Raw genomic sequence first — 20,447 nt, forward strand, 5'->3', positions numbered from 1 at the left:
GATGTAATCATCAACTTGCGTGGATAAACAGAATATAAGGAAAAGTTTTTTGCCTGTCAATAAAAGACAATTCTAGAATGGGTTGACTAACACTAATCATTTCAAGGAATATAAGGTATTAATATTTCACGATAAAAACCGCAAATAAATAATGATAAAAACACCCCCACTCCATACGATGATCAATTCATGTTAAAGAAAATACTGTGTCTTTTGTTATTAGGCGTAGGGTTGTTAAGCTGCAATAAAAATATTGAACAGCAAACCGCAGTACCACCTAAAAAATTTCCTTCCAGCACCAAGGATTATAAACCTGTTGATGATTTGCCTTACATTGCTTGGTGGCAACAATTTCATGATGTAGAATTAAATCAATTGATTGAGGCTGGTTTGAACAATAACATGGACATTCATATTGCCATAGGAAATTTACAACAAGCACAAGGCGAATTGCGACAAATCAAACTCAGTTGGATTCCTATCGTACAAATATTTGCAGGCTACTCCACCAACCCTGCGCTTGGAGCCCCTGGTGCATTTTATGGGGTCTGGCCCTATTATTTTCTGAACATTATGAAACTTTATACCCAACAAAAAGAAGCCACATTTAATGTTCAATATCGTCTCGCAGCAATTGAAGGGATGCGTTTGGCATTAATTGGCCAGGTTGCGTCTGCTTATTTCACTTTAATCGCTCAAGTAGAACAATTAAGATTATTAAAACAATTAGACAGGGACTTAAAATCCTTAATTAAATTGGGCACCGGAGACATCAAAATTGGTTTGGAGAATGAGATTATTCTGGCTCAATTGCAATCTGATGAGCGCTTGATTGCGGCACAAATAAAACCTATTTTGCATAATATTGTATCCAGCGAGAATGCAATTCGTTATTTACTCAATGAAAATCCTGGTAGGATAAAAAATAAAAATAATTTTGCCAAATTAGACTTTTCCCATTTCAAACCGGGCAGCCTACCGGCTACGGTATTAAATAATCGTCCAGATTTGAAAATGGCGCAATATGCTTTAAACGCCTCGCGAGCAGCCATTAATGTTGCCTATAGTGATTTCTTTCCCGGCTTGCAGTTGGATGCTTTTTTAGGCGAAGTAGATTTGCCCAGCAGTAATTTTGCTGAAACAACCGATGCCTACGTCAATTGGACACTTAGACCCAGTTCTCTAGGAAAAATTGCAGCTCGTAAAGGGGCCTACAATACAAAAATTGCTGAATTTAATAAAACAGTCCGACGTATTTTAAAAGAAGTAGATACTGATTTTTCTGCCAATAAACGTATGAATGAAAAATTTATGGCTTATTTACATGCTGAAGAAGATTACCGTCGTAAATACAATTTACAAAAAGGATTACTAAAAACCGGATTAATTTCTTATAAGGAATTATTACAAAGCAAAATCTATTTAAATAACTTGGCTCTCTCAACAAATCAAGTCAAGTTGGAACTCGCAATGTCGTTGGTGATTTTATATCAAGACTTAGCGGGGGGATATGCTTGCAATAAATAGTTATTGAAACTCTTTGTAGCCTGGGAAAATTCCGTTGGTATTGGGTATCGAGCCACGATTCCCGGCAGCATCAGGCTATATAATTAATGGTAATTTGGATTTATGATCAATTTAGTCAGATATCGCGAGCGCATGAGAAATGGATTTGTCCGACTGAAACGTTGGAGCACCATAGCGAATGTCATCATTTTTATTGGTATTCTAACCACCATTATTTATATTTTTTCTTTTTTATTTCCTTTTACTGATAATGCATTTGTCGTCAATAATGTACGCCCAGTTGCAGCACTTACTAATGGCTATATTACGAATCTTTATGTGCATAATGGCGATGTAGTCAGAAAAGGTCAAAAACTTTTTACTGTATTTCAAAAACCCTATATCTATGCAGTGGAACAACTTCAAGCCGATATAGCCAGTGCAGGGGCTAAATTAGAAGCCTTAAAAACTACCTACGAGCGCGATCTAAAACTTAGTGAGAATGAGCAAAAGAATTACATTAAATTCAAACAAGACGACCAAAAATATAACAAAGGTTATTTATTGAAATCTGTTTCACTCATCACCTTACAAAATTCACAACAAGAAACGAAGGCCGCTAAAGATAAATGGGACGCCGCATTAAAACAATTGGAAATTGATCAGCATCAAATAAAAGCACAAGAAAATGAAATTAAATCCTTGGAGGCACGATTAAAAAACGCTCAGGTGAATTTGGAACAAACCGAAGTTTATGCACAAACAAATGGAATTATTCAAAATTTATTTTTTAGTGTTGGAACCCCCGTGAACATCAATCAGCCTCTATTTTCCTTAGTTGATATGGATAATATTTTCATTCAAGCAAATTTTAATGAAACGGATCTAGGCCATGTCCATAAAGGCGCGGAGGTATGGATATTTCCCCGAATGTATCTGGGAAGAAAAATGTTTCATGGGGTGATTGAGTCAGATTATTGGGCGGCAAATCGACAATTGGTAGATAATCGTACTCAGTTACAAAACGTCATCAATGAAAATCAATGGATCTTATTACCGCAAAGACTCCCTGTGATTATTCGCATCACGGATCCGGATCCTTATTACCCGCTACGCCTAGGAACAAGTGCTTATGTCTATATCAAAGTTTAAGCAATGGCTTGATGAAGTCGATCCCTATGCATTACAACGGATTACCCTTTATAAGTGTCTCTTTGTTGCGACTGTAGAGGTTTATGTTTATTGGTTATTTCAACCCGTCAGTTTCCTTGCTTTTATCTCACCCTTTTTTTTGGCCGCTCTTTATGAGGCACCCGTTCTCTCCACATTTAAAGAAAAAGAAGGTTTACTAATTTTTATCACTGTTGCCGTCATTTTCATTAGTGTTTCCTATTATCTTGTTTACCCCTTTCGTGGTGTTTTTTTCTTTTTTTCAGTATTTGTGTTAGCAGTAACCTATTTTTACGTTTTAAAATATTTTTATGCTTTAAAAAATTTAACTATGCTACTTATCGCGACAGGAGCAGTTGTTTTAAGTACTGAACCCCCTGCTAATCTTGAGGTTGCATACGGTTTTATTTCATCAACGTTATTATCAATGACATTTGCACTGATTAGTTTGAGATGTTTCCCTAATATGTATTTGATCGTATGGAACAAAGGTTTGCAAAAATTCATTCAATACCTTGAGAAAGATATTGAATCGGCGTTCAATCAGGATCAAAAAAGTCCTATAGGTGAAGAAATCCTCCATTTGGGAATGGTACGAAATTACCGACGAATGCTTCCCAAGAAATATTTAATGCAAAGTTATCGTGTTTCAATAAACCTCAGAAATATTCAACATGCATTAGACAATTTATATTATGAGACAAAAAATGAGGTGTTTTGGAACGGTGTAAAGAATAATCTATTTAGGCTGAGAAAAAACATGGGGACCTATACGCCCTGCGGAACCCCATCACTTCCTATAGAACCTCAAACAAAATTACAGCATTATATTGTACGTTGTTTACAGCAAGCGTTTATCCATTGGAATAAATTATGCTCTCTGCGGCAAAACTGAAAAAAAAGCTTGATTATGCACGGTTTACGCAATTGGCAATCATGTTTATGGTTGCCATGTGGATTTATTTATTTACAACAATCCCTCATAAATGGTGGGTTTTACTGACAGTCATCGTCATCAGCGCAGGAATTGAACCTGGCTTTATTATCAGACGGGCAATTCATCGCATTGGAGGTACTTTTGCAGCCTTAACGATTTTAATTCCCCTAATTTATCTAATGCAGTTGAATTATCGATTAATTCCTGTCGTATTTATTATCAGTATCATAGGACTTGCGGTTTCTTCATTAAATACCAGACGCTACGACATTAGTGTTTTTTTTATCACTTTAGTAGTCTTTTTACTCTTAGCACAAACCACTGAAGCAAATTCTCCTCAAGGACCATTTGAAATGGTACTAAATCGTGGTATTTGCACATTAATTGGTATCTTTATTGTTTTAGTTGGTGATTATTTTTTATTTCAAGCTTATCGTTACTCTCAAAAACTTTATTTATTTCATCAATTGATGGTATACAATTTTTTTAACGATATGATGCAAGAAATAGTCAAATGTCGGGAACAAAAAATTAATACTTTTCTTTTTGTTGAAAAATTACGTAACGAGGTAATCAAAAATTGTACCCCGATTGCGATAAGCTCTGAAAATTTAAAACTTGAAGTTAAAATAAACCAAGAGACCAAAAAACGAGTGGATATCTTTCAGGAAACAATTTGGGATATACGCAGGCTTTTATTTGCATTGTGTGTTTCGGAGTTTGTTTTACACTCATCCTCAACTACTGAAAAACATTTACAACAGTTTAAAGTCTTAATGGATAAGGCAAAAAAAAATTTTATTTATCCCGAAAATACAGAGTAACAATTCTCTTTTCTTCAGTGTGTTAGACCCAAAATTTTAAGACAAAGTACTTGAGTAAACTACAACAAATACTTTGCCATGTCTTTTGTGTACATTCAAAAACTTCAGTACTGCAAACTAAGAGGGGTTATAGGCGGACTTTTGTTCTATTTCTAAGACCCGTCTCTTTTCCTCAATAATACTATTTAAAATTCTTAATTCATCCACGGCAGCAGTTTTCTTTTGCTCCAAATCCGCAATAGATTGATTCAAGCCACTTACTCTCTCAGAAGTTTGTGCAATTTCAGTGAGTAGAGTCAGTGCATGATGTTCATAAGAAGTCAGGGGAGAAAAACCTGCCGCTTGTCTTCCAAGGTATCGGTCAGTATGATCCGTGTCACAAAGCACTCCCTTAAGGGTTTGTTGAAACCCAGCCTCCTCTTCTAGGACCTTTTCAAATTTTAGGTCATGTGCTCGTTGATTCTCTTTAAGCTTTGATAAACGCTCCGATAAAATTTTTATTGTCGCCTTGTGTTGGTCAATTCTATCTTCAATCGAAATAAAATGAGGTCCATATTCTCGATTAATTTTGATTAAATGGGGCAAATCTAAACCCTGAAAATATTGACGAAGCTCAAAAGCAGTTTTATGTGGAAATCTTGCCATAATATATTCCTGATATCTAAAAAACCAGATAATATCATTTTTTAGCCAGATTAAAACTATTTTATCATTATGGTTATTTAAGCGTCTTATTTTAACAAACTCAAACACATTATGACGTTTCGATTAAAAAGTCAGAACGCTCAGTAACCACCAGAGTATGGAGTAAATTAATTTTTATAAGCTCAGCTAGAGTCTTAGTTCCCATTTTACGCATCACGTTCGCACGGTGAACTTCTACTGTAGATATAGAAATATCAAGGGTATGAGCTATTTGTTTATTTAATTTTCCTTCAATTACTAAATCCATCACCTGGCGCTCACGCTTAGTCAAACGTTCTAACCGTTCATAAAAATCAGATTGCGGTTGAAGATAATGTGAGTGGATTTTTTTAAGGCATTTTTGAGTAATTTCGAGCAAATGCTGATGATTTACAGGCTTAAGAATAAAATCAGTAGCCCCGGCTTTCATTGCTCGTACAGCCATTGGAATGTCCCCATAGCCGGTGATCATGATGATGGAAAGCTGATTTCTGGATGCATTAAGATGCTCGAGCAATTCTAAACCACTCATAAGCGGCATCCGCACGTCGATAATCAAACATCCTTTTTGCATGGAATCATAACTATCAAGAAACGCTTCAGCATTTTCATATGTGCGTACTGGAATATTTACAGACTCAAATAACCAACGGAATGATTGACAAATTTCTGGATCATCATCCACTACAAAAACAGCCGAATTAGCAAAATCCATCGTTACTTCCTTGACATAAAAAATATAAATACCGAGCAAAAATCATAACGTTTCCCGCAGAGCAAAACAAAATGATTTAAAAGTGATTAGAACTCCTTATTCTATTTCGCTTTCTAATCTAGGGTTTACCCCAGCTTCGGCCAAGGTAAAGGCTAACTAGTCATTTTACGATAAATTTTTGAATAATATCGAACCCACTTAATCTAGCATTAAAAAGAAGTAATATCCAATTCACCAGGAGAATCATGCATGGAGAAAAAGATAGCAGTTGTTACAGGAGGAACCGGAGGAATAGGTACTGCAATTTGTAGACGTCTCGCAACGAATTATAAAGTAGTTGCTTGTTACTTTAAAAACGGTAAGCATGATGAAGTATTGCAGTGGCAAACCCTTCAAAAAAAATCCGGACATGATATCGAAATTCTCTTTGCTAATCAGGTTAATTTTTCTGATTGTGAATCACTCACCAGTTCAATTATTGAGCGTTTTGGCCGTATTGATATCTTAATCAATAATGCCGGGGCTACATGTGATGTCAACCTAAAAAAAATGGAACCTCACCATTGGCAACAAGTAATTGATGCGAATTTAACGAGTACGTTCAATATTACACGGAATGTGCTTCCCTTTATGATTGAGAAAAATTATGGGCGTATTGTTTGTATTTCATCAATTAATGGTCGGAAAGGTCAATTTGGTCAATGCAATTATGCTGCTACAAAATCTGCTTTGTTTGGGTTTGCCAAGAGCTTGGCTTTGGAAGTTGCAAATAAAGGAATTACAGTAAATACTATTTCTCCTGGCTATATTGAAACATCGATGATTACTACGTTAAAAAAAGAAGTACTCGATAAGATTACAAGCGGTATTCCTGTTGGACGACTAGGTAAACCAGAAGAAATAGCCAATGCAGTTTCTTTTTTAGTCGGTGAGGAAGCAGGATTTATCACTGGCTCTAACTTGGATATTAATGGTGGTCAATACATGGGAGCTTAGTTCTTCATAGCTATCATTTAAATCGCATTCGAGTGAGGATGCGATTGATTTTAAGTATTTTTTTGGGGAGATCAATCATGCCAAAGCTTCCTCATAATATCGAACTCATAGAAGTAAATAAAGAAGAGTTACCCCCTCAAATTGCTTCATCCTTATCAAAGGGGATTACCGAAAAAAAAATATTATCTGACTCATTTGGTGCTTATTATCTAATAAAAAAACCAGATGCCTTAACTGTAAACGATGTATTCAAAGGATATCTTTCTCAAGAAGAATTAAATAATCCTTCTTTTGATGCGATGGAACATATTTTTTCAATAAAGCTTGAAGGTGCTTTCCTCGAAGTTTTGATTCCACGTTTGGCAAAAAAAATGTTTGCCGATATTCTAGTCGTCCCCGAAAACCATCTACATATTGATAAGGACCGCTCAATTGGGGTCATCTCGAAATTCATCAAGGGTTTCTCTGAATTTTTATCACAAAAAGAAACAATCAAAACCGCCCCATTATTTGATCGCAATTACTTGCCTACACGAGCAAATTTATCACTCACTTTAGAAGAAGCAAAAATTCTTGGCCAATTATATGCAGTGGCGTTAGTTTTTAACTTATGGGATATATTAAACTCCAAACTGCTCAATTCAGGCTATTGTGTGGAAAGTGATGGAAGCAAACGCGCTGCAATTGTGGATTTTGGTTGTGCGGGTATTCTGAGTTACAAAGGGCGTCATGCTGATACGTTGGCGTTGGATGATCCCAGTTTTTCTCCGACTAAGAAGATCAGTTATTCATTTTTTGGACAAAACTATCGTGATCATTATCGCCATGGTTATGCCCTCCCCTTTGATAAATTGGTAGGCCCCCTTCTACCCCATACAATAATCCCTGATTTATTCAATATGTCTGGGGAGGATATAATTAGTCGTACTATGCTCGATGGATTTTGTCAGGCAATTACCGTCGCGGAAAAAAATATGGCACAAAATCCTCATTTATTGGAAGAGGTATTACTGCAATCAGAGAACGCGTTCACTCTAGACTCCATCTTACAAGCTGATGAATTAAAGACCCACTTGAATACCGAGTTCTACGGAAAACCGAAACAAAACGCACATAATCTGATAACCCTGGTTCAACAACGTCTTATCAGTACTAAAATGCTTATCGCTCCATTTCGGGCCGGGATACCTGCGCCTGTAATCCAAGAAGAGATCCGAGACTGTTATTATTATGCTCAGTGTTGGTCGAAACGTTAGCACTCTGAAACTGATATAAAATAGAAAGATTTGCTATTTTATAATTTTATGTATATTAATTTAGTATTGCGTTGCACCATTCTAAAATATGCGAGGTACGTACATGTTTTTTAATCCTCTTGATAATCGTTATCTTTACAATATCTATGATTTTAATATGCGTTTACTCCAACCTTATTCAGATTATTTTGACACTGTATCAAAACGTTTGCGCAGAATTTCTGACAATATTAATTTACCCGTTAATATTCCCTATGCTTCTGTTGATGATCAAAAAGCGTTGAAAAAAATTATAGAGGCCAGTTCCAGCCATTTCCGCAGGTTATCGGGCTACTCTTATATTTTTCACATTATTACTAATGTATACGACAAACCCAAATTTGAAATTAATGACGTCAAAATTCAAGATGAGTATTACGATGTTCAAGAGGAACTCATTGATAGAAAAAGTTTTTGTAATCTAATTCGTTTTAAAAAAATTAATGCGGAACATTTGAATTTGCCTAAATTACTTGTTGTTGCGCCCATGTCAGGACACTATGCAACTCTGCTACGCGACACCGTTAGAAATTTACTGCCTTTATACGATGTTTATATTACGGATTGGAAAAATGCCCGTGATGTACCCTTAACTGAAGGTTCGTTTGATTTGGATGATTTCATTGATTACATTATTTCTTATTTTAATTTGCTCGCACCCAATTTAAATGTTATGGCAGTTTGTCAGCCAACAGTTCCTGTTTTAGCTGCCGTTGCACTCATGTCTACTAATAATTCACCCAATCTTCCCCGCACAGCAATATTACTGGGAGGACCAATTGATACGAGTCAATCCCCTACCTCACTAAACGAGTTAGCAGCTTCTCGAGGAGATGACTGGTTTCAACAAAATGTAATCTCGATTGTCCCCTCTCGTTTTCCAGGTGCGATGCGCCTTGTCTATCCTGGCTTTATGCAACTTGCTGGTTTTATGAGTATGAATTTTCAGCGTCATATGGAATCACTTCAAAAGGCAGTTGATCGCTACGCAGACAATCAAAAAGAAGCCGCCTTTAAGATAATAAAATTTTATCTCGAATATTTTTCAACCATGGATCTGACTGCTGAATTTTACATGCAAACAATAAATACAGTTTTTCAAGAAAAACTGCTCACCACGGGTCGCTATAAATCGCGAGGTCATAATGTGCGTTTACACGATATAAAAACCACTTCCATTCTGGCAATAGAAGGTGAGCGAGATGATATAACGGGAGTCGGGCAAACAAAATCGGTTCTAGGTTTATGTAAAAATTTACCTGACTCCATGAAAAAATATCTTCTTGCGGAAGGAGTGGGACATTATGGATTATTTAACGGCAAGAAATTCCGCAACATTATTATTCCCGAAATCCATAACTTTATTGAGACACATAGTTCTTAAAATTCATAAAAAATATACCATTTACGTCGAATAGGCTAAAGTACATTTTTGGAAACTAATTGAGGTAAAAGGACACCCGATGAATCATATTCTTATTGTGTATGCGCAAGGGATTGAAGAATACAAAAAGCATTTTATCAGTATGCTTGAAAATTTTTTAATACAAAAAAATTACGAGATTACCCTATGTACTTCATTAAAAGATGCCTACGATGTAAGCAGCTTAAATCCACGAATTGTTACCATTCTTTATGATTGGGATGACTTTGGATTTGATGATTTACATCATTTTTCAAATCATAATAAGTTATTACCTGTTTTTGCCATGACCAATAAGCATGCATCAATTGACATTAATCTCAGTGACTTTGTTCTTACTTTGGATTTTTTGCAATATGATGCTAATTTGGCACATGATGATTTCAAACGCATATTGCTCGCCATTGAAAAATACCGGCATGCAATTTTACCCCCTTTCACTAAAGCACTTATGCATTATGTGCAAGAATTAAATTATGCATTTTGCACTCCAGGACATTTAGGTGGAACTGCATTTCAAAAAAATCCAACCAGTGCTGCATTTTATGATTTTTATGGTAAAAATATTTTTCGCGCCGATCTTTCAGTATCAATAGAAGAACTCGGAAGCTTATTGGAGCATTCCGGCCCTCAACGTGAAGCCGAGCAATTTATAGCAAATGTATTTAAAAGCGATCGTTCATTAATTGTAACCAACGGTACATCAACATCCAATAAAATAGTAGGTATGTATTCGGCAACTTCGGGAGATACCGTCATTGTGGACCGGAATTGTCATAAATCGATTGCCCAGTTCTTAATGATGGTCGATGTCATTCCCATTTATTTGAAACCTACACGAAACACTTATGGAATACTGGGAGGAATTCCCAAATCGGAATATACTGAACAAGCAATTCACGACAAAATTCTAGAACATCCCGAAGCAGAAGCCTGGCCTACTTATGCTGTAATCACGAACTCTACTTATGATGGTTTACTTTATAAGGTTGAACAAATTCAAAATCAGCTCAAAGTAAAGCATTTACATTTTGATAGCGCCTGGGTTCCATATACCCATTTCCATCCTATCTATGCTGGAAAATTCGGGCTCAGTTTAATGCCTCAAAAAGATCAAGTCATTTTTGAAACCCAATCAACCCATAAGCTATTAGCCGCTTTTAGCCAATCATCCATGATCCACATTAAAGGGAATTATAATGAACACATTTTGAACACGAATTATATGATGCATATGAGTACTTCGCCTTTCTATCCTCTTGTTTCAAGTTGCGAGGTTTCGGCTGCGATGATGGCAGGAACCCATGGTTATGATTTAATCAATGAGGCAATTGAATTGGCATTGGATTTTCGAACAGAAATAAAACGATTGAAAACACAAAGTCCCGATTGGTTTTTTGATGTATGGCAACCGGCCTTAGAAAACAAAGCATCTTGTTTCCCCTTAAAACCCAACGAAAAATGGCACGGTTTTCATGAAGTCGACGAAGATCATTTATTTTTAGATCCAATTAAGGTGACCGTTCTAGTACCAGGAATCAAGAATGATGAACTCGATGCTTGGGGTATTCCCGCTGCTATTGTGGAAAAGTTTCTTGCATCTCATGGAATCATTGTTGAAAAAACCGGTCCCTACTCGATGTTGTTTTTATTTAGCCTAGGAATCACTCGAGCCAAATCAATGGCTCTATTGGCAGCTTTAAATAAATTCAAACAACTTTATGATGAAAACGCGCCAGTTAAAATCGTAATCCCGCAACTGCATCAAGCACATCCTGATTTTTATGAAACAATGTCCATTCAAAGCCTGGCTAACACCCTTCATAATTTGATGTTAAAGCATCATTTACCCAAGGTGATGTACCATGCTTTTGACACACTACCTAAAGTAGTTATGACCCCTCATCAGGCATTTCAAAAGCTTATTCGGCAAGAAACACAACTTATACCTTTAGCACAATTAAAAGATAAAATTTCTGCTGTCATGATCTTGCCCTATCCTCCTGGTATTCCTTTAATTATGCCCGGAGAACAAATCACAGATGATTGCGAATTGATTCTTGATTTTTTACTTATGTTAGATGATATAGGAAAAGTGCTTCCAGGTTTTGCCACTGAAATCCATGGGGTAGTCGTTGGTGAAGATGGAACAAATTATGTGCAAATAATCAAACAGTCCTAAGGTTCCTTACATTTCATGGGTTCTCTTTGAGAAGAAGATCATCAACAGATTTTCTAAGAGATCGTACCTTGGTTTGTTTTTGCTGAGGGTATCCGATTCGACCAAGAAATAAGACGGTATTTTCATGAGAAAGTGCACGTAGATTTTTGGAGATTTTAAGAGCTATATTCTGTGAGAATTTTAATTGTGAAAATTCGGTTTGGGCATCAGCATAATATTGAAACATGAGTGGTGCAAAGTTAGGTTGCATGACTAAACCTAATTGAGTAGCAGTTAACCAAAATCGTTGCATAGCAGCACCCACTTTAAGAAAATACTCGTTTTCATCAATTGAGCTTTTGGGAATAAGAAAAAAATGAGCGCTGCAAAATAAGCTTGGAAGGAGGTCTAATTCGAATTGATTGGTTTGTATTGCACCTAATTTATTTAAAGTCGAAATTCGAGACCATGATTTAAGGGCCCATTTCATGATTCGTTGAGTTAAAGGATTAATACCTGTAGCAGCTATCGGTATGCCTTGTTTGGCTCGATTTTCGGGGGAGAATACTTGCTGATGAATGGGAAAAAGTTCCGGCATTGTCATACGTAATTTTGTAGCCAACATGGTGAGTTTTGCTATAGAAATTTTCTCTCTCAGCGATTCTAGCCATATAATATCAAACTCATTTCCTACTGATTCGATTAAAAGCTTTTTGGCATTACTGGTTAATTTTAATCGCTTATAAATACCCCGCTCCACCGATCTTATTTTGATGCAATAAGCTAATGGGTCTGGTTTTATTCTAGATTTCTTATGGAATGTAACTGAAATTTGGTGTTGTGTACTTGAGTGAGATTCGATTTGATACTTAATCTCCAACCCAAATAAACTCGCAGCAATTTTTAATGTCTCAAGCAAGAATCCACCTGAAATTAAGGTAGGTATACCTCCATAATCATAACAATTGGTTGACGTTTCATTATTAATTACCACTCTAATTTGTGAAGCACTAACCAGTATAAATCGCCAGGGCTGTGAATTGTCACCGCTAGGTGCCCATCGAGCAAGCTCTAAAATTTTTTCAACTGTTGTGGAGGTTTCCGATAAAAAATCGCCCTTTTCTAGACTCGAAGAACTTAAGCGTTTTTTCATTAGAGCAATTTTCAATCTTTGTATTGGATTTCGATTTCCCCAGGGCATCCACCCTATACGATGTTTGCATAGATACGGGTCAAATATATGATATCTTGGTAATGCATAAATAGTACCTCGGTGAAGTAATATTTTCAACGCTTCAGCACCCATGACGCCGGCGCATAACTGACAGGCAATTATCGTTGAGGGCCCCCTTTCTAAATCAAAATTAACACGGCTCGGATCAACTAAGTAATGGCGATTAAATAGCTTAGGGTTGAGTCCAACTAAAAATCGTACTGGAAGGTCTTTGAGATGATACCCATTAAATTGAAAGTACTCTTCGAACGTCATTTGACCTGGCATTATCACTAAATAACACGTCCCCATTCCTATAGGCCCCGCAGTAATTGCCGGAATATTCATTTCATAAGCGCGTTTAAATACTTGGGCTCTTATATCTAAAACAAAAAAATCCAAACCATCTACATAGAGATCCACCCCACAGAGAAATTCATTGATATTATGTTGATTAATACCTTCTTTAAAACAGGTAATTTTTACATTGGGGTTGATGTTTTTAGCCATTTCGACAAGTACATCCATTTTTGGTTGGTGAAGAGAATCAACGGTCGCTCCAACTTGTCTATTAAAATTCTGGATTTCAAAAGTATCCATCTCGGCAAGATGAAATTGTTCAATGCCTAGACGAATTAAGGTGAGTAAATGAATTCCACCCACTCCACCAAGTCCTGCGATAGCAATTTTTTTTGTTCTAAGAAAAACTTGCTCTTCTTCAGTAAGCCAACCGATGTTACGAGTAAAAGCGTTCCGATAATCAAACTGCTCATGCTCCATAATAGTTCCTTGTCATTTCGATATTCCTCATCTTTTTAAATTATATTCCTTTTTTATTTAATTAATTTGATTTTTATCATTGTTATAGTTAAAAGAACAATCGTATAAAGAGGTTTCGTAGCCTTACATTTCATGATTTTGTGATAAAGTTTAGGGTGTTTTATCAAATGGTTATGGAATCCCCGTACTGCAAGATTCACTGTATTTTGGATCGTAATTGGATTTAGGAAAAAAACCTGCTCCCCTTGTTCAGAATGAGGATTAATTTTATTGAAGTACTTATCCATTTTAGAAGAAGAACGTGCCTGTTTGTGAAAGGTAGAATTTATTTTTTCAGATAAGTTATAGGTGATTACATTCCCATGTTCTATTCGATATCTATCAATGTTTAGTTTTTTTAAGGTATCGAGCATTAATTGTATGACATGAGGGGGTGTTTTTTCTTTTGGATTGGGCCATGAAGGAGGGTATTTTAGAGAATATTCCAAGGTACCCGACGATGAAGCCAAACCGCAACAATATTTATTCTTAAAAGGATATAATAAAAATAATTTTAAAACGTGTTTTGTCATGGCATATGAAATAATACCCGAGTGCTTATAAGAGGTATCAACAACCACGTTTCCAAAATAAACCAGCACATCCTTTTTAAAATGTATTATAGAAACACCTATGGTTGAAACGAGTTTTTTTGTTTTCTTATCGTAAAATAAAAGTACATAATCTCTTGGAGCCACATAATCCAGTAAAGTCTCCTTGTCTAAAAATAAATACTCTTGATGAAGTGTTACATAATCGGATTTTTGCTTACTACTTAAATGGGCAGGCTTTACCACAACCAAATCTATTTTTTTCATAAGACACCAAAACAAATTTTTTCACTAAGTTCTCCTTTCCTTGGGTAAAAATTCTCTGTCCTATTTCATAAATAAGAATATATACTTCAGTAAAGTATCACTTTACAAACCTTAGACTATTATAGTATAATATTTGCGCAATATGATTAATTTATGATGCTATTTTTTTATTCTGGTTTGTTTAAAGATACATTTCAATACTGATTCATGGGCTTATGCAATATAAAATTACCGCCCAATTTGCTCGAGGCGAAGAAAAAGTAATTGCCGAATTTAGTGACTTAAGTGACACACGCATTTTTATCGCAAAGAAAATTGCTCACTCTGAGCTTGAAAAGCAAAGAATTATCTTCAGGCTCTATGATGATTCTGATTTATTACAAGAATTTAATAGGGATAATATCTCTGTTTCCTATGCAAAATATGCGGAGGGAAATGGGGATCTCAATTTCATTCAGTTTACATTCCACGTACTTATTAAAATAGAGAATGCAAAGAAAAGAATTGCCAATTTTAATGATAAAAATGATGCGAATTTATTCATGGTGGGCAAATGCGAACTAGATGACGCCCTAGGAGATGACGATCTGTTATTTTTATTTAAAGAACAAAACTTAATTGATACTTTAAATAGAACGATCACTACTCATCGGAAAAAAGAAACTACTCGTATTACAGGAAATGAACAAGGAGCAAAATTTCATCCTACCCCCATGCCAAGACGTCCTACACCGCCAGGTGGCCCTAGTGATTATTGGATTGAGGAAGACGATATACCTACTTGAAGAAATGGAACAATTTCAGTAACTTTGCACGTAACTACTTTTTTCAAGCGCGTGCCCAGGGCCTAGTAGCACCTACTTCCTCGTTAATCTCAAGGATAAAAGTTTCGAGAATTCCTTTAACTTCAGCACAAATATTTACCTTACTTTCAGTATTTATGTTCTTGATAAAGTGTTCTGGGTGATTCAGAAGATCCTCTAAAAGCGCAATTTCTACCGATATGGAATCATGCGATTTTCCATCAATAATAAGCTGAATTGCATGAATTACATTAGGATCCCTTTGTTTTCTCAACCGATTGAGTATCGATTCAACATGGATCTTAAAAGTATTGATTTCTATAAAAAATTTATAATTCGATTTAAGCATAATAAATATTTAATTAATTAAAATTCTTGCCACAAATATCAAAAAGTTGCAATATTGTATAACAATATATAACTTCATTCCATTTCCATGCAAAGCAAACCTGCTTTTTTCGCCCCCTCTAACTACTCTTCACTCGATCACTTTGATTCCATATTTCGAAAACTTGTGTTGGACGCGTATAAGAAACGATTTAATAGCGCAGCAGATGCTAAACTCTACTTAGCTCTTTGCGGTGTAGACTTGGAATCTACAGTTAACATTCTGTTAACAATGGAAAAAAATAATTTACTCAATATCTCTATAGAACAAGCTATTTTTGCCCCTGTTGGCTGTGGTGATATTGCAAATGCATTTTGTACATTAATGACTGGGGATGCAATGATTATCTCCAAGAAGGAAAAAACCCCTCTTCCGAATTTGGACAAAGAGCTCGAGAAGAACTTACCAACAGTTGTTCGCATTGATATACCAGGACATTCCTATGTCATGCTGGCTTGTGAAAAAACATCTCAAGGAGTTTGGGGGTATATATATCAATCCAATGTAGCCTATCAGATGGAAGATAACTCGTTTTCTCTTGCTGCATGGTTGAAGGACGTTAAGTCCTTAAAAACAAATCTATCAGAACATTTGCGAAAATTGGCTCGACTGCTTAGCCCCAGTGTTCCTAATTTAGAGAAAGAAAGCATCTATATGGAATTATATTCCGCCCAACCCATAGTCGAGGTAAAAGTCCCTGCAAACATGAAGGAAATGATCTCATATATTAATGAGAATCCTTTTTTCAAATATAAAGTCAAGACCGTTTGTGCTCAGGATATGTTATTTATTGCAGAACGCATCCGGAACATAATAATTCAAAATACAGAAGAACAAGATCTGCCTCTGGATGTCTATATTGCTAAAATGAAAAAGGAACTGGAAGTTTCTTCTGAATTAGAATATCAAATTATAATGGAACCCATCTAAGTAAAGGATCAATAAAATCGGTCAATAATAGGGTTAAGCCCTCATTTTTTATTGATGTACAATTATGTTACAATGTGCGCAATGATCAATTTGGAACTAACCGTGTTTTCCTCCGTATCTACCAATTACCAATGGATAGCCAGTCTCTATTTTTTTCAAAGTATACCCTATGTGGTTGTTACCTTGATTTCAACCATTATGTACCAGCAATATGGAATGAGTAATACCCAAGCAGCATTTCTAACCAGCTTATTCATGCTACCCTGGACAATTAAGCCTCTTTTCGCTCCTTTTCTTGAACAGGTTGCTACGAAAAAAAAATTAACATTGTATGCTCAAACCTTTATATCTCTAATTTTTATGCTATTGGCATTTTGTGTCGAAAATCCCTATTTTCTAGTGATTAGTTCAATCGGTTTTGCGGGTCTTGCTTTTATTTCTTCGCTCCATGATATTGTTTCTGACGGTATCTACTTGCTTAATTTAAATGATGAGGAGCAAAAAAAATATGTGGCATTCCGCAGCTTTTTTTATCAAATGGGTCGCTTACTTGTTAAAGGTGGATTGTTAGCTCTTATGGGCGGTGTAGCTGTATATTATAAACTTAATGCATGGCAAATATTTTTCTTTACCTTATTCATTATTGGATTTTTACTTACCTTTTTTCATAAAACCCAAATCCCGGAAATCCAGAACAAAGTGGACTTGTTTCATCTGAATTATTGGACAATTTTTAAAACACTTCTTTTCGATATTCAAATTTATTCCATACTGCTCTTTATCTTTTTATACAATTTTTCCGAAGCGCAAATGCAAAAAATTATTCCTTTATATTTGTTAGATAAAGGAGGATTAGGACTCAATATATCTCAAGTTGGCCAGCTCTATGGTATATTTGGCAGTCTATTTCTGATGTTGGGGATCTTTGTTTCAGGCTGGCTTATTACACGTTATGCCCTCAAAAAGTGCCTAAAAAATGTGACATTATTCCTCCTTCTAGGCCATTCGCTTTTTCTTTTATTTCCTTTTTTTCGTGTACATCAAGTACTAATCTATTTAGTCATTTTGTCGAGTCAATTTACAGTAGGCTTAGCTAATGGGACTTATATGGGCTATCTCTTAATGATTGCCAATAGAAGTAATTATCCAATGTCTATGTATACTATCTGTACTTCAATCATGGCTTTAAGTTATGTATTTTTTGGCGCTTTTAGTGGTTGGATAGAACAAAAACTAGGTTATTCCGGTTTTTTTCTCTATATTTTTGCAGCCAATCTAGCGCTCCTTTTTATTACCCATAGAGCGATGAATCGATATGAGTAATTTGCTTGTATTATTAGAAAATGAATTGGTGCAAGCTTCCTCCCTATCTGAATGTGATCATGCCTTAGGTTCTTATTTAAGCAAGAAAGGTATAACAACCTTTTCGTTCACTTATTATGCCTATCACCCCAATTCAGCGAATCGTTTAAAATATGATATGTGTTCTGCCAATTTCAAATCCTGGCACCAGCATTATCTTGCGGAGCAATACCAAAATATCGATAGCACACTGAATTTTGTTTATAATAATCACTTGCCTATTTATTGGAATTTAAAGCAACAATTAGCACAGGCAACAACTTTCTCAGAACGAAAAATGCGAGAAGACTCGATCGCCTTCGGTGCGGAATCAGGTTTATCAATTCCAATTCATGGTCCGCATAATAATTTTGCAATCCTATTATTAGTACAAATGCAAAACCAACAATGTCATTTGAAAGACAACCGAGCTCAATATGAATTCTTTGTCGCAGCACATCTTTACTATCACTACATTCAGACGCATCTATTAGATCAGGTGAGCGAAAAAGAATCCTTTCACTTAACTCAACGCGAAATTCAATGCTTGTTGTTAATTGCTGAACAGTGTTCTGTTAAAGAGATGTCGCAACGTCTTGAGATCAGTGAGAGAACGATTAATTTTCATATTCAAAAAATCAATAGAAAACTAGGAACCAAAAATAAATACCAATCTTTGGCAAAGGCATTGGAATTCCAATTATTAACATTATGACCCCTGTCATAATTGACAGTGGTTATTTATTAATCATACGGATTAAAATTTAACTTCCTGTCTCATTGGAGGAAGATAATGACTTTAAAGAAAATTGTACAAATAATCACTCTTTCTGTGTTTCTTATTCCCGCTGTAGCAAATGCTGCTTTAACCTTATACACCACCAATTGGTCCATGTATGGGCAAAACCCTTATGAATATGACGGTGCTTATAAAATTGGTCGTCCCTATGGACAATTGGCTTATGTTTCTAATCCTGAAATGGTTGCTCAATTTAATAAGGCTGATGTCATCGCCTGGAGTTTTCTACAAGTTTGGAATAGTAAGGATCCCAATCAAGCCCTTTACCAAATTCCCTCCAGTTGGGATGGTTTAATGCATTTTGCTGATCTCTGGGGTGAGTTGCCTCTTGAGGGTTCATGGATATCACCTTTGCCTCCGGAGACTAAAGATTTTCTTAATTTTTGCACCGCGAATCAAGGAAGTTGTGCTTCGGTACAAATGAATGGCAATACAGGCCAAAAAGAATTATTTAATTACACGGATCAAAAAGGTGTAGGGCAACTTAACAGCTTTGGTGCTTTTATAAATTCCAATAAATATACCGCAAAACGAATTATTGCCATTGGTGGAGCAAATACCCCGGATAATAAAGGAATTAGTACTGCGACATTTGCAGCCATCTTTGCTAATCAAAATAAATTCCTAAATCAATTCAAATCATGGATGAATCATTTTAAAAATTTAAAAGGAATTGATTATGATTTCGAACCCCCTATTGATCTACAAACAGGTGGTCAATTACCTCCTGATGCAAATACATTGGCTGACTACAAACACCTTTTTGATTTAGTCAAAGCCAGTCGTCAAACTTTAGGAAAAGATGCTTATATTTCAGTAACCATTACCGTAAATAAAGAGTATTTGGAAAAGATTAACCAATCAGTAGATGGTGGTTGGTTTAAACAAATCGCAAATTATGTTGATAGCGTTAATTTGATGACTTATGATTTACATGGTCCCTGGTCACAAAGCAGTGATCCTTATACCGCAGTTCATGCTTATCTGAAGCAACCCGATACCAGCCGTAAAGATGAATTTGCGATTAACTATGCAACGGATTCCATCACCGAACAAGTTCTCGCATATGGAATGCCCAAAGCCAAATTACAAGTAGGTTTAGCTGCCTACGGACGTGGTTTTTCAGGGGTAAATACAGGCGACAACACCGCCCTTCCAGGTTTTGAACAACCTTGGACAAGTGCCAGTCATTTTGCCTCTGAATATTCAATTCAAGATGGTTTATTGCCTTATAAATCCGTGGATAAATTGGTGAAACAGCTGAATTACAAGATTATTCATATAAATGCCATGGATCAAAACAATAATTCGTTCATTACTGGTTCTTACCTCTACAATTCAACAGCCAAACAATTTGTTGGCTATCAATCACCAGAGGTAGTTAAGTCTGTATGTAGATTTATTAAGAGTAAACAACTTAAAGGCGCCATTATGTGGAGTGCGGATACAGACTTACCTGTTTCCAATCCAAACAGCTTGGTTGCTGCTTATAAAAGCCTATGTAATTAATCCTCGGCAGCCTGGGTGAAGCGTAGCGAAGCCCAGGTTTTCCTAACACAGATTTCTCGGATCATGCCTAGATTACCAGACACCCAGGCTTGAATACTTACTTCCCATTAACTATG

The 20,447-nt window shown here is 35.9% G+C and carries 18 protein-coding genes; 13 read left to right on the top strand and 5 right to left on the bottom strand.

The window, feature by feature from the left end; translation table 11 throughout:
- Nucleotides 1-189 precede the first annotated feature (189 nt).
- From ACWTE2_RS03845 to ACWTE2_RS03860, 4 genes are all read left to right on the top strand, one after another.
- Nucleotides 190-1,527 carry a TolC family protein gene (locus tag ACWTE2_RS03845; protein ID WP_454784218.1) on the top strand — a complete coding sequence of 446 codons (1,338 nt, stop codon included), beginning with the start codon at nt 190-192 and terminating at the stop codon, nt 1,525-1,527.
- Between the two features lie 102 nt (nt 1,528-1,629).
- Nucleotides 1,630-2,658: an HlyD family secretion protein gene (locus ACWTE2_RS03850; RefSeq protein WP_454784219.1), complete on the top strand. Its 1,029-nt coding sequence runs from the start codon at nt 1,630-1,632 to the stop codon at nt 2,656-2,658.
- Complete coding sequence (locus ACWTE2_RS03855) at nt 2,639-3,571, top strand: hypothetical protein (protein ID WP_454784220.1); 933 nt, start codon at nt 2,639-2,641, stop codon at nt 3,569-3,571. Before ACWTE2_RS03850 ends, ACWTE2_RS03855 begins: the two co-directional genes overlap by 20 nt.
- The gene (locus tag ACWTE2_RS03860) at nt 3,550-4,437 is read left to right on the top strand and encodes an FUSC family protein (protein ID WP_454784221.1); all 888 of its coding nucleotides are present in this window, start codon (nt 3,550-3,552) and stop codon (nt 4,435-4,437) included. The genes ACWTE2_RS03855 and ACWTE2_RS03860 overlap by 22 nt, the downstream gene beginning before the upstream one ends.
- A gap of 117 nt (nt 4,438-4,554) precedes the next feature.
- Here ACWTE2_RS03860 and ACWTE2_RS03865 read toward each other — a convergent pair whose 3' ends face one another.
- Nucleotides 4,555-5,082, bottom strand: coding sequence for a hypothetical protein (locus ACWTE2_RS03865; protein ID WP_454784222.1), 528 nt, complete (start codon nt 5,080-5,082; stop codon nt 4,555-4,557).
- Nucleotides 5,083-5,191: 109 nt separating this feature from the next.
- Nucleotides 5,192-5,836, bottom strand: a complete 645-nt coding sequence (locus ACWTE2_RS03870; RefSeq protein WP_454784223.1) for a response regulator transcription factor — start codon at nt 5,834-5,836, stop codon at nt 5,192-5,194.
- Nucleotides 5,837-6,085: 249 nt separating this feature from the next.
- Between ACWTE2_RS03870 and phbB the strand changes: the two genes are divergently transcribed.
- From phbB to ldcC, 4 genes are all read left to right on the top strand, one after another.
- On the top strand, nt 6,086-6,832 hold the full coding sequence (phbB, locus tag ACWTE2_RS03875) for an acetoacetyl-CoA reductase (protein WP_454784224.1): 747 nt from the start codon (nt 6,086-6,088) through the stop codon (nt 6,830-6,832).
- A gap of 77 nt (nt 6,833-6,909) precedes the next feature.
- On the top strand, nt 6,910-8,088 hold the full coding sequence (locus tag ACWTE2_RS03880; RefSeq protein WP_454784225.1) for a hypothetical protein: 1,179 nt from the start codon (nt 6,910-6,912) through the stop codon (nt 8,086-8,088).
- A gap of 103 nt (nt 8,089-8,191) precedes the next feature.
- A complete protein-coding gene (gene phaZ, locus ACWTE2_RS03885; RefSeq protein ID WP_454784226.1) occupies nt 8,192-9,511 on the top strand; it encodes a polyhydroxyalkanoate depolymerase in 1,320 nt (439 codons plus the stop codon).
- Between the two features lie 79 nt (nt 9,512-9,590).
- On the top strand, nt 9,591-11,732 hold the full coding sequence (ldcC, locus tag ACWTE2_RS03890; RefSeq protein ID WP_454784227.1) for a lysine decarboxylase LdcC: 2,142 nt from the start codon (nt 9,591-9,593) through the stop codon (nt 11,730-11,732).
- 13 nt (nt 11,733-11,745) lie between these two features.
- Here the strand turns inward: ldcC and ACWTE2_RS03895 are convergent, their stop codons facing one another.
- Both ACWTE2_RS03895 and ACWTE2_RS03900 read right to left on the bottom strand, forming a co-directional pair.
- Nucleotides 11,746-13,704, bottom strand: coding sequence for a ThiF family adenylyltransferase (locus ACWTE2_RS03895; RefSeq protein ID WP_454784228.1), 1,959 nt, complete (start codon nt 13,702-13,704; stop codon nt 11,746-11,748).
- A gap of 53 nt (nt 13,705-13,757) precedes the next feature.
- A complete protein-coding gene (locus tag ACWTE2_RS03900; protein ID WP_454784229.1) occupies nt 13,758-14,561 on the bottom strand; it encodes a hypothetical protein in 804 nt (267 codons plus the stop codon).
- A 215-nt stretch (nt 14,562-14,776) separates the two neighbouring features.
- On the opposite strand from ACWTE2_RS03900, the gene ACWTE2_RS03905 reads away from it, so the two are divergent.
- Nucleotides 14,777-15,346, top strand: coding sequence for a hypothetical protein (locus ACWTE2_RS03905; protein ID WP_454784230.1), 570 nt, complete (start codon nt 14,777-14,779; stop codon nt 15,344-15,346).
- Nucleotides 15,347-15,389: 43 nt separating this feature from the next.
- Here the strand turns inward: ACWTE2_RS03905 and ACWTE2_RS03910 are convergent, their stop codons facing one another.
- A complete protein-coding gene (locus tag ACWTE2_RS03910) occupies nt 15,390-15,713 on the bottom strand; it encodes a hypothetical protein (protein ID WP_454784231.1) in 324 nt (107 codons plus the stop codon).
- A gap of 165 nt (nt 15,714-15,878) precedes the next feature.
- Between ACWTE2_RS03910 and ACWTE2_RS03915 the strand changes: the two genes are divergently transcribed.
- The 4 genes from ACWTE2_RS03915 to ACWTE2_RS03930 all read left to right on the top strand — a co-directional run bounded on the left by ACWTE2_RS03915 (nt 15,879) and on the right by ACWTE2_RS03930 (nt 20,331).
- Entirely contained in the window at nt 15,879-16,682 is an 804-nt protein-coding gene (locus ACWTE2_RS03915; protein WP_454784232.1) for a hypothetical protein, read from the top strand.
- 81 nt (nt 16,683-16,763) lie between these two features.
- The gene (locus ACWTE2_RS03920) at nt 16,764-18,005 is read left to right on the top strand and encodes an MFS transporter (RefSeq protein ID WP_454784233.1); all 1,242 of its coding nucleotides are present in this window, start codon (nt 16,764-16,766) and stop codon (nt 18,003-18,005) included.
- On the top strand, nt 17,998-18,738 hold the full coding sequence (locus ACWTE2_RS03925) for a helix-turn-helix transcriptional regulator (RefSeq protein ID WP_454784234.1): 741 nt from the start codon (nt 17,998-18,000) through the stop codon (nt 18,736-18,738). Before ACWTE2_RS03920 ends, ACWTE2_RS03925 begins: the two co-directional genes overlap by 8 nt.
- 78 nt (nt 18,739-18,816) lie before the next feature.
- Nucleotides 18,817-20,331, top strand: a complete 1,515-nt coding sequence (locus tag ACWTE2_RS03930) for a glycosyl hydrolase family 18 protein (RefSeq protein ID WP_454784235.1) — start codon at nt 18,817-18,819, stop codon at nt 20,329-20,331.
- Nucleotides 20,332-20,447: the final 116 nt, after the last annotated feature.

Source organism: Legionella nigrisilvae (assembly GCF_977063395.2).